The organism is Thermococcus thermotolerans, from assembly GCF_024707485.1.
In the GTDB taxonomy this organism is placed as follows: Archaea; Methanobacteriota_B; Thermococci; order Thermococcales; family Thermococcaceae; genus Thermococcus; species Thermococcus thermotolerans.
Genome location: NZ_CP102602.1, coordinates 1,569,679 through 1,583,569, shown reverse-complemented (window position 1 = coordinate 1,583,569; position 13,891 = coordinate 1,569,679). Strand labels below are relative to the sequence as shown.

Annotated in this window: 17 protein-coding genes; 10 read left to right on the top strand and 7 right to left on the bottom strand. The window is 55.0% G+C overall.

Annotation, left to right across the window (positions count from 1 at the left end):
- The first annotated feature begins 25 nt into the window (after positions 1 to 25).
- Both NUS69_RS08940 and NUS69_RS08935 read left to right on the top strand, forming a co-directional pair.
- On the top strand, positions 26 to 1,252 hold the full coding sequence (locus tag NUS69_RS08940; RefSeq protein WP_258085065.1) for a DUF58 domain-containing protein: 1,227 nt from the start codon (positions 26 to 28) through the stop codon (positions 1,250 to 1,252).
- Positions 1,249 to 1,671 carry a hypothetical protein gene (locus NUS69_RS08935; protein ID WP_258083449.1) on the top strand — a complete coding sequence of 141 codons (423 nt, stop codon included), beginning with the start codon at positions 1,249 to 1,251 and terminating at the stop codon, positions 1,669 to 1,671. Before NUS69_RS08940 ends, NUS69_RS08935 begins: the two co-directional genes overlap by 4 nt.
- On the opposite strand, the gene NUS69_RS08930 is transcribed toward NUS69_RS08935, so the two are convergent.
- Complete coding sequence (locus NUS69_RS08930; RefSeq protein ID WP_258085064.1) at positions 1,668 to 2,501, bottom strand: carbohydrate kinase family protein; 834 nt, start codon at positions 2,499 to 2,501, stop codon at positions 1,668 to 1,670. The genes NUS69_RS08935 and NUS69_RS08930 overlap by 4 nt on opposite strands.
- Before the next feature lie 158 nt (positions 2,502 to 2,659).
- Here NUS69_RS08930 and NUS69_RS08925 point away from each other — a divergent pair, with 158 nt between their 5' ends.
- From NUS69_RS08925 to NUS69_RS08910, 4 genes are all read left to right on the top strand, one after another.
- Positions 2,660 to 4,156, top strand: coding sequence for a carboxypeptidase M32 (locus tag NUS69_RS08925; protein WP_258083448.1), 1,497 nt, complete (start codon positions 2,660 to 2,662; stop codon positions 4,154 to 4,156).
- Positions 4,157 to 4,192: 36 nt separating this feature from the next.
- A complete protein-coding gene (locus tag NUS69_RS08920) occupies positions 4,193 to 4,396 on the top strand; it encodes a hypothetical protein (protein ID WP_258083447.1) in 204 nt (67 codons plus the stop codon).
- Between the two features lie 162 nt (positions 4,397 to 4,558).
- Entirely contained in the window at positions 4,559 to 4,795 is a 237-nt protein-coding gene (locus tag NUS69_RS08915) for an antitoxin VapB family protein (RefSeq protein ID WP_258083446.1), read from the top strand.
- The gene (locus NUS69_RS08910) at positions 4,768 to 5,136 is read left to right on the top strand and encodes a type II toxin-antitoxin system VapC family toxin (protein WP_258083445.1); all 369 of its coding nucleotides are present in this window, start codon (positions 4,768 to 4,770) and stop codon (positions 5,134 to 5,136) included. The genes NUS69_RS08915 and NUS69_RS08910 overlap by 28 nt, the downstream gene beginning before the upstream one ends.
- Here the strand turns inward: NUS69_RS08910 and NUS69_RS08905 are convergent.
- The gene (locus NUS69_RS08905) at positions 5,129 to 5,476 is read right to left on the bottom strand and encodes an ASCH domain-containing protein (RefSeq protein WP_258083444.1); all 348 of its coding nucleotides are present in this window, start codon (positions 5,474 to 5,476) and stop codon (positions 5,129 to 5,131) included. The genes NUS69_RS08910 and NUS69_RS08905 overlap by 8 nt on opposite strands.
- A gap of 9 nt (positions 5,477 to 5,485) precedes the next feature.
- Positions 5,486 to 6,598: a geranylgeranyl reductase family protein gene (locus NUS69_RS08900; RefSeq protein ID WP_258083443.1), complete on the bottom strand. Its 1,113-nt coding sequence runs from the start codon at positions 6,596 to 6,598 to the stop codon at positions 5,486 to 5,488.
- Between the two features lie 60 nt (positions 6,599 to 6,658).
- Here NUS69_RS08900 and pcp point away from each other — a divergent pair, with 60 nt between their 5' ends.
- Genes pcp through NUS69_RS08885 form a run of 3 tightly spaced genes read left to right on the top strand, consistent with a single transcriptional unit; the run spans position 6,659 to position 9,956 of the window.
- Positions 6,659 to 7,261, top strand: a complete 603-nt coding sequence (gene pcp, locus NUS69_RS08895) for a pyroglutamyl-peptidase I (protein ID WP_258083442.1) — start codon at positions 6,659 to 6,661, stop codon at positions 7,259 to 7,261.
- Positions 7,262 to 7,273: 12 nt separating this feature from the next.
- Entirely contained in the window at positions 7,274 to 9,304 is a 2,031-nt protein-coding gene (locus NUS69_RS08890; RefSeq protein WP_258083441.1) for a DUF460 domain-containing protein, read from the top strand.
- A gap of 34 nt (positions 9,305 to 9,338) precedes the next feature.
- Positions 9,339 to 9,956 (top strand): hypothetical protein, encoded by a 618-nt coding sequence (locus NUS69_RS08885; protein ID WP_258083440.1) that lies wholly within the window; start codon positions 9,339 to 9,341, stop codon positions 9,954 to 9,956.
- On the opposite strand, the gene NUS69_RS08880 is transcribed toward NUS69_RS08885, so the two are convergent.
- Together NUS69_RS08880 and NUS69_RS08875 are read right to left on the bottom strand one after the other, a co-directional pair.
- Positions 9,937 to 10,245 (bottom strand): transcriptional regulator, encoded by a 309-nt coding sequence (locus NUS69_RS08880; RefSeq protein WP_258083439.1) that lies wholly within the window; start codon positions 10,243 to 10,245, stop codon positions 9,937 to 9,939. The two genes, NUS69_RS08885 and NUS69_RS08880, sit on opposite strands and share 20 nt — an antisense overlap.
- Before the next feature lie 4 nt (positions 10,246 to 10,249).
- Positions 10,250 to 10,864: a hypothetical protein gene (locus tag NUS69_RS08875; protein WP_258083438.1), complete on the bottom strand. Its 615-nt coding sequence runs from the start codon at positions 10,862 to 10,864 to the stop codon at positions 10,250 to 10,252.
- 148 nt (positions 10,865 to 11,012) lie between these two features.
- On the opposite strand from NUS69_RS08875, the gene NUS69_RS08870 reads away from it, so the two are divergent.
- Positions 11,013 to 11,759, top strand: coding sequence for an RAD55 family ATPase (locus NUS69_RS08870; protein ID WP_258083437.1), 747 nt, complete (start codon positions 11,013 to 11,015; stop codon positions 11,757 to 11,759).
- Here NUS69_RS08870 and NUS69_RS08865 read toward each other — a convergent pair.
- Together NUS69_RS08865 and NUS69_RS08860 are read right to left on the bottom strand one after the other, a co-directional pair.
- Positions 11,727 to 12,695 (bottom strand): TIGR00269 family protein, encoded by a 969-nt coding sequence (locus NUS69_RS08865; RefSeq protein ID WP_258083436.1) that lies wholly within the window; start codon positions 12,693 to 12,695, stop codon positions 11,727 to 11,729. The genes NUS69_RS08870 and NUS69_RS08865 overlap by 33 nt on opposite strands.
- Before the next feature lie 47 nt (positions 12,696 to 12,742).
- On the bottom strand, positions 12,743 to 13,876 hold the full coding sequence (locus NUS69_RS08860; RefSeq protein ID WP_258083435.1) for a site-2 protease family protein: 1,134 nt from the start codon (positions 13,874 to 13,876) through the stop codon (positions 12,743 to 12,745).
- Positions 13,877 to 13,891 lie beyond the last annotated feature (15 nt).

The following is a 13,891-nucleotide window of genomic DNA, read 5'->3' as shown; positions in this document are numbered from 1 at the left end:
GAGGGAGGAGGCGCCCACAGATGAGATGCTCCCAACGGAGAAGGCAGAGGAGATTCTCATCGCTCTCTGGCTCATCGTTATGTTTGCCTTCCTTCTCCTGCGCTGGGAGATGGTGTATCTGACGCTGCCGATAATATGGCTCCTCTTTGTGGCGGTGTTCTTCTTCAAACCACGCCTCGACATTGAGATAGAACGCCTGATTCCCCACAACCGCTTCCTTGAAGGAACTGAAATTGAGATAGTCCTCAGGATTAAATCACACGAGAGGATACCCACCCTGAAGATCACCGAGGACATCCCCCCTGGCTTGGAGCTTGTGGATGGGCGGAGAGAGCACGTCCTCTCCCTCCGGCCGGGAGAGGAGAGGGAGATAAGGTACAGGGTTCGCGTTAAGCGCGGAATCCACGAGTTCAACTGGGTAAAGCTGAGCTATCGCGATCCGTTCGGCTTCTTCAGGGTCGACAGGAAGGTTGACGTCTACAGCGAGATAGTGGGCGTTCCGATAATCACTGACGTCCCAACGCCCTACTCCACCAGGGGGACTAAAATAACCGTCGGTCCGCTCCCCTCTCCGAGGGTCGGTGAGGGGGTTGAGTTCCACGCGATCAGGGAGTACCAGCCGGGAGACCCGCTCAAGATAATTAACTGGAAGGCCACCGCGAGGACAGGCAGGATAATGGCCAACGAGTACGAGAGCGAGCGCAAGGTCGATGTCGTCTTCATCGTCGATGCCTCCTACACCGGCAGTCTCGTCTTTGACCATCTGATTAGAGCAACCGCTTCCCTCATGCTAAACGCCCTCAACAACGGAACCAGCTTTGGCCTTCTCCTGGCCGAAGACGTTCCGCTCTGGATTCGCGTTGACTACGGCAAGAGGCACTTCTTCAAGTGCATAGACTTCCTGAGCACTGCAAAGCCGGACAAGAACAACATGATAGCCTACCAGGTCGAGCACCTGATAAAGGCACGCTTCCCCGCTAAAGCCCAGCTGTTATACTTCTCCCCCCTCCTCACAGAGGAGAGCAGGGAGGCGCTTAAAATAATGGCCCGGTACGGCTACAAAGTCGTGGTCATAAGTCCGAATCCCTACACGGCGGTTGAGCCGAAGGGCCGTGAGGAGGAGCTGGCGGTGAAGCTCCTTACCCTCCAGAGGAGGGCAATGCTGATGAAGATGTCTGCCTACGGCATCATTATCGACTGGGATGTCAGAAAGCCCCTTGAGGCCGCTATCGCGGAGGTGGTTGGGCTGTGAAGATTAAGAGAAGGCTCTACTCCCTCATACCCCTGATTCCCCTCTTCGTACTCCTTGGGACGCGTGACATCAGAACGCTCCTGCTGGTGCCGCTGGCCCTCATGGCCGTCCAGTGGTACTTCCTGGGCGTACTTTTCCTGCTGGTGACGGCGGTCTTTCTCCTCTACACGAGGACTGGCGGCCTCTACGGCCTCACTGTGATGGCGCTGGCGGTTCTTGCCCTTGAGATGGGATATCTTGACAGGGAGCGCGCTCCAAGGGACCACTACCTCATCCTGATCGCGGCGGTGGCAATGTCCTTCCCGACCTATTTGCTGATGTCAATGCTCTCCCCCGCGCTCCCAAGGTTTGAGGTAACTGCACTGGCCGCTCTACTCCTGGTGGTGCTGTACCTCTTTGCCCGGTTCATGGCCTCTTAGATGCTCCAGCTCCCCGTTTTTTTCAGAACCTCCCTGGCCCTCTCCAGTCCTTTTTTAACACAGTCTTCAACTCCTTTTCCCCTGGAGTACATCGCCAGAAAGCCGCCCGCGAATGCATCCCCGGCACCGGTGGGGTCAACGATTTCCTCGGGGCTTATCGGAAGTGCCGAAAACTCCCTGAACTCGCCATCGTAGACGAGAACCCCTCTCTCACCGCGCGTTATCACAACCAGCCCTGCACCCCATCCGTGTAGGATTTTGGCGGCCTCTTCCACGGTTTTGGCTTTTGTTATCGTCAACGCTTCCCTCTCGTTGGGGAATACGACCTCGACCCTCGATACTATCTCCCTCATAAGCCCGGTTTTCTTTTCGTAGTCCTCCATGTACGTTGGGTTGAAATCGAGGCTTACCGTCTTGCCTTCCAGCCTTTTCAGGGCCTTGAGCTGTTCCTCCGGCGGAATCGGGGCTATGTGGAACAGCCCCGCGTCCAGGTAATTCTCGGGGATTGGGGTCTCGCCCATTTTCTCAGCGATCCCCATGTCAACCGGGGCCTCAACGCTTCCGTCCTCGTGGTATATCATGTATATGTGGATTGTTTTACCGGGCAGGATTTGAACGCCCTTGATGTCGAGGATTGAGGCGAGCTTTTCGAGCCATTCCCTCGGAAAGTCCACCCCAACTTTGGTTATCAAACCAACCCTCGCGCCGGCCAGCGCCGCCGAAGTGGCAACCGCCGCGGCCGCACCACCGGGGTAGACTATCTCCTCCCTTTTCGGAAACCTAATGTAGTCTATTGAGACGTGGCCGAGCACCGCCAGGTCAAGCTTCATGATCATCACCAGCACTCGCTTTTTCAGGGACTTGTGCCCACCCCTTTAAGCGATTTCCGGTTAGAGTAATCGGCTTCTACCCACACGTTTAGATGAACGTCGAAAAGGTTAAAAGCGCCGAAGGGAAAGATTTTATCAAAGAAAATGGGGTGGTTTCCATGGAAAGCGTCTTCCAGAACGAGACCGTCAGGGAGATACTTACGAGATACCGCCGTATCTGGGCGATAGGCCACGCCCAGAGCGTCCTCGGCTGGGACATGGAGGTCAACATGCCGAGGGAGGGAATCCTTGAGCGCTCCGTTGCCCAGGGCGAGCTCTCCGTGCTTTCCCAGGAGTTCCTCCTCAAGCCGGAGTTCGTCGAGCTGGTGGAGAAGGCTAAATCCATAGAAGGCCTCAACGAGTACGAGAGGGGCGTTGTCAGGGTTCTCGACCGCTCGATAAGGATAAGCCGCTCGTTCCCGCCGGAGTTCCTGAGGGAGATGAGCGAGGTGACCAGCCAGGCCACCAAGGCCTGGGAGGAGGCCAAGAAAAAGGACGACTTCTCCAAGTTCGAGCCTTGGCTGGACAGGATTATAGATCTCGCAAAGCGCGCCGCCGAATATCTCGGCTACGAAGACGAGCCCTACGATGCTCTCCTTGACATGTTCGAGGAGGGCCTCACAACCAGGGAAGTTGAAAGGATGTTCGGCAGGCTTGAGAAGGAGCTCAAACCCCTCCTTGAGAGGATAATGGAGGAGGGTAAAGTCCCGCAGAGCCACCCGCTTGAGAAGGAGAAGTATGAGCGGGAGTGTATGGAGAAGGTTAACATCTGGATACTCCAGAAGTTTGGCTACCCGCTCGGCGTGCGTTCAAGGCTCGACGTATCAGCCCACCCCTTCACCACCGAGTTTGGTATCCGTGATGTCAGGATAACCACCAGGTATGAAGGCTACGACTTCAGGAGGACCATTCTCAGCACCGTCCATGAGTTCGGTCACGCACTCTACGAGCTCCAGCAGGACGAAAGGTTCATGTTCAGTCCGATTGCGGGTGGAGTAAGCCTCGGCATCCACGAGAGCCAGAGCAGGTTCTGGGAGAACATCGTCGGCCGCTCCAGGGAGTTTGCCGGCCTCATCCACCCCGTCCTGAGGGAGAATCTGCCCTTCATGGCGGACTACACTCCGGAGGACGTCTACCTCTACTTCAACATGGTCAGGCCTGACTTCATCAGGACTGAATCAGATGTCGTCACCTACAACTTCCACATACTCCTCCGCTTCAAGCTCGAAAGGATGATGCTCAACGAGGGCGTCAAGGCCAAAGACCTCCCGGAGCTCTGGAACGACGAGATGGAGAACCTCCTCGGCATAAGGCCGAAAACCTACGTAGAAGGAATCCTCCAGGACATCCACTGGGCCCACGGAACGGTCGGCTACTTCCCGACCTACAGCATCGGAACGCTCCTGGCGGCGCAGTTCTACTACCACATGAAGAAGGACCTCAACGTGGAAGAGCACATCGCCAATGCGGACTTCGAGCCGATAAAGGCCTGGCTCCGCGAGAAGGTTCACAGGTACGGCTCAATCTATCCGCCGAAGGAGCTGCTTAAGAAGTCCATCGGTGAGGAGCTGAACCCGGACTACTTCATAAGGTGGGTGAAGGAGAGGTATCTGTGATTTTCATATTTTTTAAAATTTTTAGGGGGGAGGGCGATGTACGAGGGTTTGATAGAGATTACCGTCAACTGGGGACGGGCATATCTCCGTCGTTATCCCGACAAAGAAGATCGGGTTATTGAAAGCTCGTTGAACTGGGTTAAGGGGTATTACAAAGCATTGACTGGTGAAGACATTCCTCCAGAACTGCTGAAAACGATAGAAAAGAGACTTCGTGAAGAATTTGGACCTGATTTTTAGGGAGGAGTCATGAGACGGAACGTGTTCAATGACCGCCAGTAGATCCTCCTTTGTGATTCAGGGATAGTTCTCCATGATTTCTTCAAAGCTCCAGCAGTTGGCGAGGAGAAGTGGGGAATAATGCTTAAATATGATGCATGCACACAATGTATTGGTGGGAACATGGTCAAGACGATAACCATTTCGGATGACGTTTACAACGAACTCGTCCGGATTAAGGGTAAAAAATCCTTCAGCGAGCTGTTTCGGGAGCTCTTAAGGGAAAGAAAGGGAAACGTCGACGCCCTGCGTCACCTGTATGGGATATTGAGCGAGGAGGAGTATCGGGAGACGAAGAGAAGGCTCAGGGAGATCGAGGAGGAGTTTGAGAAATGGGGGCAGTCCTTGACACAAACGTGATAATCGAGATCGCCAGGGGCAACGATGAAGTCTTTGAAAAAATCACGGCTTTGGACAACACTTTCTACATAACCTCAATAACTAAGTTCGAGATTCTCCTTGGAATGCCCAAGAAAGACGAGCTCATATGGCTTGAAACACTCATTGAGCTCCCGTTTGATGGAAAATGTGCAGAGGTGGCGGCGTACCTCCATAAAAAACTGTGGGAAAAGGGAAATCCCATGTCCTTTAGGGACCTGTTCATAGCATCAATTGCGATTGTCAACGGCCTTCCAATAATAACCTTGGACAGCGACTTCGAGGTTTTGAAGGAATTGGGCTTTGAAGTTTACATCATTTAGACTCCCCAATCCACCCGACCGGTTCGACCTCTATGGCAGCGACCCCATACTTCCTCTCCTTCTCCTCGGAGTAGAAGCGGCGGTACACCTTAACGCCCTCCTCGATGCTCTCAATTCCAGGTAGAACGTTCCCAAGGCCTTCCTTCTCCAGCATCTCCCTGAAGGAGGAGTAAACCCTTACGTCCTTCACCACGCACATCAGCCTGTTCTCGAAGATTATCGTGTCCCCGGGCCGTATCCCCTGCCGCTTCTCGTCGTACAGGCGGCCTTCGACCCTTTTCCTGCCCTCGGCTATAGCTTTGAGGTACTCCTCCTGAAGTCCCATTCGCCAGGTCGCCATGGAACCACCTCACAGGAGGGTTCTGACGATGGCGGGACTTATCTTTATCAGCCTCGCGAGAAGCTTCGGCCTCTTAAGGATTGCCTTTGCGGTTCTCACGTGATCGTCGAAGTCAGCCTGGCCCTCTATGACCTCCCTTGCCTCGGGACTTCCGAGGACTTCGAAGACCCTCTCGATGTCGTCCTGGCTCATGCCGAGGAAGACCTTCCTAAACCTGAGCCCGAAGCTGATCTGCTTTTTCACGAAGGAGCAGCCCTTCTCGTAGTCCCTTAACCTTCCGTCGAGGAGTGCCCTCCTTAGGGCATGGGCACAGTACATCCCGTAGACTATTCCCCCTGCGGTGGTTGGCTTTATCTGAAGCGCCGCATCCCCAACGAGCGCAACGTTGCCCCTGACCCAGGGCTTCCTCACACCGAAGGCAACTGAGCCTGCTTTGAACTCGACTATCGAGGTTGGCTTCAGCATCCTTATCTTCAGGAATCTGTGGAAGGCATCGAGGCTCCCGAGGGTTCCGACTCTGGCTACGCTCTCGTTCACCGGAGCCACCCAGAAGAAGAACTCCGGGTTTATCTCCCGGTTTACCCACACCTCGACGAAGTCCGGATTGAACTCCCCCACGACTTCAGCCTCGTAGCCGCTCAGAAACTCCGCTTTCGTCTGAACACCTATCGCCTTGGCTACGGTGCTGTTCACACCGTCTGCCCCGATGTAGAAGTCGGCCTCGATCTCGATCCTCTCGCCGAGGTGCTGTAGAACCGCCTTCCCGTTCCTGAATCCCTGAAAGGTCGTCGCCATGTAGTAGTCCACGCCCTTCCCCACGGCCCTCTCTGCCAGCCACCTCTCAAGGGCCTTCCTGTCCACGAGGTAAGCCTGCGGCGATTTTCTCTCTATCTCGAAGCTCTGTATCCGGGAGTAAAAAACCGCTCCGCGGAGCTTGTTCAAAACGACACTCTCCGGAAGACCGAGCCTCTCGTAGTTCTCGGCCCCTATTATTCCGGTGCAGGCCTTCCCCCCGAAGGAGCCCTTCCTCTCCACCACAGCTACTTTAAAGTCCCTCGCGAGCAGGTTGGCGAGGTAGTTGCCAACCGGCCCGGCACCGATGATAAGAACGTCGTACCTCATCCTCACCCACCGGGGGGAGTGCGTTTTAAAACCTAAAAACCTAACCTTTCCGGTGGTACCATGAAAGTGCTCGTGACGGGATTTGAGCCCTTTGGGGGTGAAGAGATAAACCCCTCATGGGAGGCCGTTTCAAGGCTTCCGGACGAGATCGATGGTGCAGAGATAGTAAAGCGCCAGCTCCCGGTGACCTTCAACGGCGTCAGAAAGATTCTCCCAAAGTTTATCGTCGATGAGAGACCCGACGTGGTTATCCTGACGGGCCAGGCCGGCGGGAGGCCAAACGTAACCGTCGAGCGCGTTGCGATAAACGTCATGGACAGTAAGATGCCCGACAATGAGGGCTTTGCCCCTGAGGACGAGCCTGTCTTTGATGGTGCTCCCGCTGCATACTTCGCAACACTCCCGATAAAGGCCATCGTGAGCGCTCTGAGGGAGGCAAAAATACCCGCCGGAATCTCCAACACCGCTGGCACCTACGTCTGTAATACTGCAATGTTCACGGCGCTCCACACGATAGCCGTTGCGGGAATGGAGACTAGGGCGGGCTTCATCCACGTTCCTTTCAGTCACGAACAGGCCTTAGAAAAGCCAAGGCCCTCAATGGCCGTTGAGACCATAAAGAAGGCCTTTGAAGTCGCCATCAGAACCTCCCTAAAGGCCTGATAATCTTTTTAAATGGCCCCTCCAACCTTCTTACAGAACCCCCAGAGGGTGAGGCCTATTCTAATCCTCGGAGTGGACATAATAAGCGAGAACCCCAAGAGGTTTGCGGTGGTAAGCTGGTTCAACGGCAGGCTTGAGAAAAAGGGTGAGTTCACCTTATACAGACTAATTCGCTTTATCCAGTCCAAGAGGCCGGATATAGTGGCCATAGACAGCGTTACCGAGCTCGGCGACGACCTCAGGAAGTTCCTCCGCTCCCTTCCAGGCGGCACGAAGCTCGTCCAGGTAACCGGAAGGCCGGGCGAGCAGAGGAGCCTCCAGAGTTTAGCTAAGGAGCACGGGATAAGGATAACCGACAGGTTCGACCCCTACGAGGAGGCCAAGCTTTCAGCTTTACTGGCCAGCAAGGGGGTCGGCTACGAGGTTCTTGCCTTCGAGGACGAGGTGATAATCAAGGTAACCCGGGGGAGAAGCCACGGGAAGGGTGGCTGGAGCCAGGACCGCTATCGGAAAAGGGTTCACAACCTCGTCCGCGACAAGGTGAGGGAGATAGAGGACAGGCTCAGGAGGGCCGACATACCTTTTGACCTGGAAGTTGAGGAAAAGGACTACGGCCTGGCCAAGGGCGAGTTCAAGGTCTACGCCAGCAGGGAAGAGCTGGCTGGACTGATAAAGCCCACCCGTGGTGGGGACGTCGAGGTGAGGATCCAGCCGGTCGAGAGGGCCGAGCTCGGCTTCGCTCCCCTGAAGGGCGAGGAGGCTATACGCGAGAGGAGGAGTATCATAGTGGGCATAGACCCCGGAATAACCGTCGGCATAGCTGCCATAGACCTAAACGGCCGCATCGTTGCCCTCCACAGCGAGAGGAACATGCCGGTCGGCGAGGTCTTCCGGTTTATAAGCGACGTTGGACACCCCGTTGTTGTGGCCACCGACGTGAACCCGGCGCCTGGCTTCGTCGAGAAGATAGCCCGCTCCTTCAAGGCCAGCCTTTTCGTTCCCAGGGAGAGCCTCCGCGTTGAGGAGAAGAACGAACTCCTGCGGAACCTGGGGATAAGCGTAGACGACGACCACCAGCGCGACGCTCTGGCTGCGGCCTACAAGGCCTACCTTCGGCTGAAGCCCAAGCTTGAGCACGTTGACGCTAAGCTCCGGGAGGCTGGGCTGACCAGTAAGGCCGAGGAAGTCAAGGCCTTGGTCATCCAGGGCTACAACCTCGGCGAGGCCATGCAGCGGGTTACCCTTCGTGAGAGGCCTAAGGGGGAAGAAAAGCCCGAGGAGAAGCCCAGCATCGATGTTGGGCCCTACATCAAACGTATCCGTGAGCTGGAGAGGAGGGTAGAGTTCCTTGAGAGGGAAAACGCCGAGCTGAGGGAGATAATAAAGGAGCAGCGGAAGACGATAGGCAGACTTGAGAGACGGCTCGTGGATTACGATGAGGAGGTCCGGAGGAAGGTTCTCCGTGAGAGGGAGCTTGAGGCGAAGGTGAAGCGCATAGAGATCCTTGAGAAGCAGCTCCGCGAAGCAAAGGCCGTCATAGAGAGGTTGAGCAGGGATCTTGTTCATGTAAAGAGGATGAACGTGGTGGAGATAAGGGGCTCCGCCGTCCCCCTGAAGGTCATGAACGTCCTCAGCTGGCGCGAGCTCGAAAAGCTGGAGCGTGAGATCGGCGTAAAGAGGGGCGATGTTCTGTTCGTGATTAATCCTGCTGGAGCGGGAAGGGCCATAGCGGAGGAGCTGGTTGAGAAGGGAATCCGGGCGCTGATAACGGAGAAACCCCTTCCGGAGCCGGTCAGGGAGGTTTTCAGGGAGGCACACCTTCCCTTCTTCACAGGAGATGAACTCGACGTCAAGCGCGTCGATGAGTTCGCGGTTGTGGAGCGGGAAACCCTTGAGCGGGCCATAGAGGCACTTCTGGCCGAGTGGAAAGAAGAGGACAGGGAGAGGGAGGCGGAGAGACTCCTCCGCCTCGTGGAGGAGTACAGAATAGAGCGCATGAAAGAGCTGAGGAGAAAGGCGGAGGAGGAAAGCAAGCATCGGTAGATTTTTACGTTTGACGTCCAACGGACTAAAGGTGATGGGCATACAGAGGGAGGAGAAAATAATCTTGACTTCAATCTTCGTGGTTTTTCTGGGTTTCATTACGGCTCTGATGAACGGCAGGGTGGATCACGTTTACAGGACTACTGTTGCCATGATAGGCCTGTCTCTTCCCCTTGTGATTCCAAGAGCCTTCCCGGATCCCCCGAAAACGTTTGACCCATATCTTGCACCGCTTTACGACCCGCGGACCATGATGATACTTTCGGTCTTTATATCCGTTCACGTATCCCTCGTGAACGTCCCATTCACGCACTACGACCTGTTCCACAGGGACTGGAGAAACGCCGACATCATAAGCCATCTCCTGGGTGGGCTTACACTGTGGTTAATGATCGCGGAGATAATTCGCTCCCTGGGCGGTGCCCGTTTCAGAATTTCCAGAAGGGAGGTGGTTCTCTATTCGTTCCTGGTTTTCTATGCACTCGCCCTGGGATGGGAGGTGGCCGAAAAGCTCAGCGAGGGTTCAATATCCTTCATACATGAAAGCCTCCTGAACAAGGCCCGGGACGTCATTATGGACACCCTGGGGGCGCTCTTTGGCCTCTGGATGGTCACTAAAAAGGGTTATCCCTTCAGCCTTCTGCGGGAATGAGGGATAGAGCCTCCCTCAGAGCCTTCAGATACTTTCCAGTCTCTTCGGCGCCCTTTTCCGTTATCCTCACGGCCGTCCTCGGTCTGTCCGCTATGACCTTGTAGATTTCAATATAGCCGGCCTTTTCGAGGGCTTTGAGATGGGAATCGAGGTTCCCGGGTGTTACATCAAGAACCTCCAGGAGCTCCTTGAATAGAACCTTCTCCCTTGGCAGGAGGTAGAGCATTATTCCTAGCCTTATCGGGTTTCCAAGGACGTGGTTTCTGCTCAGCTCCCTCAGCGATTCCATGCTATCACCGCTCTATCGCCCTGAAGGCCGAGTAGATGTAGGCGACCACTGTCAGTGAGAACCCCAAACTGACGATGAACCCCGCCCAGGCCATTGCCCCGGTTTCCAGGCCTCTGGCGATGGGTATTCCAATGGCCGGGATGAGGAACGCCGGGATTATCTCGCGCTCGATTCCGCCGTACTTGGCAAAGACCAGCCACATCGTGAAAACCGAGAAGGCTATGAAGCTCAGGAACCCCACGGCCATGCTTGCTTCAGCGTTGACCCCTACGTTCATGCCGGGTATAACGCCCCACCCTAGGACTATCCCTGTGATCCAGGCGAGGGTTATCAGAATCCCCCCCTTCCCTGAGACCTCCGCTTCCCTGCCCGTGACCCGTCCGAGCCTCTGGAGCCTCTTCCACACCCTTCCGGTAAAACTCATGGCAACGATGAAGGCGAGGGGCCAGTAGATCAGGTTGAACTGCCAGGGAGGCCTGAACACGCCTATGATAACGTAGTAGAACAGCATCACCGAGAGCCAGGCCCCGAAGTTCATCGCCCCGTACATCTTTCCCGCCGCTATCAGCCTTCCCTCCACCCTCTCAAGAACGTCCTTTAGTTCCCTAACTTCCTCCATACGTCCCACCGGTCGAGAATAGGGCGGTGGATTATTTATAGGGTGGGGTCTCTCTGCACTTCAGAATACATTCAGTCCCTTCGATGCAGACATGGGAAGATACTATTAAATACTGTGCAACCGTTTATCTTGGATTGGTGGTGACGTCATGGAGCTTCTGAGCACGGGGATACCTGTTCTTGACGAGGCCCTTGGGGGCGGCCTTTTGGAGGACAGCAACCTTCTGATCCTCTACAGCCAGTACTCCAGGGGGTGGGCACTGGCCTTTGAAATACTAAAAAACCGCATGGAGCTCGGGGACTTCGGGGTCATAATTGATTCAGTTCTTCCCTTTTCGGCGCTGGCCATGGAACTGAAAGCGGTCAATTTTGACTTGGAAGGCCGGGGACGAGAGGGAAATCTTGCCATTATAGACCTGTTCTCTTCGTTCTATGGGGTGAAGTACTCCAGGGAGTTTATTTACACGGCTGACATAGACCCCGGGACGTTCCTTCCAAAGTATGAACGGGTATATCGTAGAATCCTGAGGGAACGCATTGGAAACAGACGGCCCGTTGGGATTGACGTCACCATTGATGGGATTGCTTTCCTGCTCGGCACCGAGAACTTCATCTCGATATTTCAGAGGCTCATGGCGGAGAAGGAGAGGGCAAGGATAACCGAAAAAAGAAAGAGGCCACTCAATATCTTTCTCCTGAACAGGGGGAGGGCCTCCGAAAAACTGGTTTCTTGGGTATCGCTGTACAGCCAGTATGTAATTGAGTTCGTTTCCCCCAACGCGCCCTTTGAGGAGACGATGGTGATAAGAAAGTCCCCCCTGCCTGACTTCAACCCACTGAAGAGCCAGTACAGGTTCAGGCTTTCAGGGGGACGTGTGGAACTCATGCCCCTTTGATTTTTTCTCCACTTGGATTCTGAATGTACAGGCCTTGCATATCTCGCTGGTTGTTGGTTGACCGCAGATTTTGCACCTGTTGAGTTCGTTAGTTTTCTTTGTGTATGTCCTGGCTATGAGCGGGAAGAGCTTGTCGTAGCTCCTCAGTATCTGGTATTTGGTGCCCGGGTGCTTCTCCTCCATCTCGTTTATCCAGTCCCTTATCTCGGCCCTAAAGGCTTCCACCGCGTAGGGACACTCGCTAAAGTCAACCTCAATGTTGTTCAGGACAGCGTAGAGGACTATCTCCTTCTCCGGGATCTCCCTGAGGGGCTTTATCCTTGGAACCAGCTCGGGATGGATCTCCTCGTAGTAGGGACCGGTTCTCCCGAGGCGCGCTATGTCCCCCCTCATGATGTTCATTAGGAACATCTGGACTTCGTCGTCCAAGTTGTGGCCGACGGCCAGTTTATCTGCCCCAACATCTTTGGCCGCATAGTTAAGTAGCCAGCGCCTCCAGACGCCGCAGTAGGAGCACGCTCCAACGCGCTCGCCCTTTTCAAAGCTCCCCATTATCTCCACCGTCTCGTCGAGGGTGAAGCCGATGTGGTCCTTGAAGGAGTAGATGCGATGCTCTATCCCCAGCTTTTCGGCATTCCTCCTTGCTATCTCGACGCTTGGAGGGCGGTAGCCTGCTATCCCCTCATCGATAGTTATTGCGACCAGCTCGAAGGGGAACTTCTCGCGAAGCTTCGCCAGAAGGTGCATGAGGACGACACTGTCCTTTCCGCCGCTCACTCCAACGGCTATCCTTTCGTCCTTCCCGATGAGGCGGTACTTCTTCACCGTCTCCTTGAACTTCTTTTCCATCATCTCGTTGAAGTGTTTCCTGCAGTAGTACCTGCCCGTGTAGTGTGCGTGGTATACAGCTTCACGGCCGCACTTTGAGCACTTCATTCGCTCACCTATTTAGGCCGGAAACGGAGGGGTTAAAAAAGTTGGGCTCAGCCCACCAGGTTTGCCAGTGCAGGCCACAGATTCAGTGCCAGAAGGGAGAGCCCGACACCTATTGTGAAGTACCTTACCGGCTTGGCGACCTTCTCTGGCAGGTAGGTTCTGACGACATCATCGAGCATTCTGCCCCCGTCGAGAGGCACCAGCGGGAACAGGTTCATCAGGCCTATCCCCAGGTTGAGCACGTAAATCCAGTAGAGCGTAAAGAACAGGGGCAGCACCACGTTCTCGTAACCTATCTTTGAGACCACGTGCTGGGCTGGATAGATACCGATATATCCCTTTTCAGGATTATCGGGGTGGGCTCCAAGTTTCAGCTGAAGGGTTATTTCCTCACCATCTCTGAGCACCGTGAGTGTCACGAGCTGTCCGGGCTTGGTCGTGTTCATAAAGTTTATGAAGCTCTCCATGTCGGTTATCCTCTCCCCGTCCATGGCGATTATGACGTCACCCTGCTGGAGGACTCCAAAGGCCGGGCCGTCTTCAAGAACGCCGGAGACGAGTATTCCCGCCGGCTGGAGGATGGGGGTTATTGCAAAGTTTATTATGATGAGCGCGAGGATGGCCGTCACAACGTTTGCCAGCGAGCCTGCTCCATAAACACGGAGCCTTGACCGGAGTGGGGCTTTTTCAAGCTCCTCCTCGTCCGGTTCGACGAATGCTCCAGGTATTACAGCGAGGAGAACCAGACCGACTGATTTCAGGGGCAGGTTTTCTGCCCTCGCAACGATCCCGTGGCTGAGTTCGTGGACGACCATGACGACGGCGAGGCCAATGAGGCCGTACCAGAGGGGTATCGTTACCCCTGGAATGACGAGCTGAACCCCCGCCTGCTCACCGCCAGTTTGGATGGTCTGCAGGGCGGTTTTGAGGAGGGCATAAAAGACGTAGGCCATGCCCATGAAGCCAAGGGCTATCCCGACATCGGAATAAACCTTCCAGAAGCGTTTATTTTTGCCTGCAATCCTGTCTATAAGGCCTAGAAGCTTTTTGGTTCTCCACATGGCAATGAACATGTCAACTGCCAGGCCCTCTCCCTTCTCCTCTCTCTTCCCGAAGAGGGCGTAGAGGATTACCCAGAAGGCAGCGATGCCCGCGATGATTGCTACCAGAGTTTGATTCATTTGGGCCACCTAACG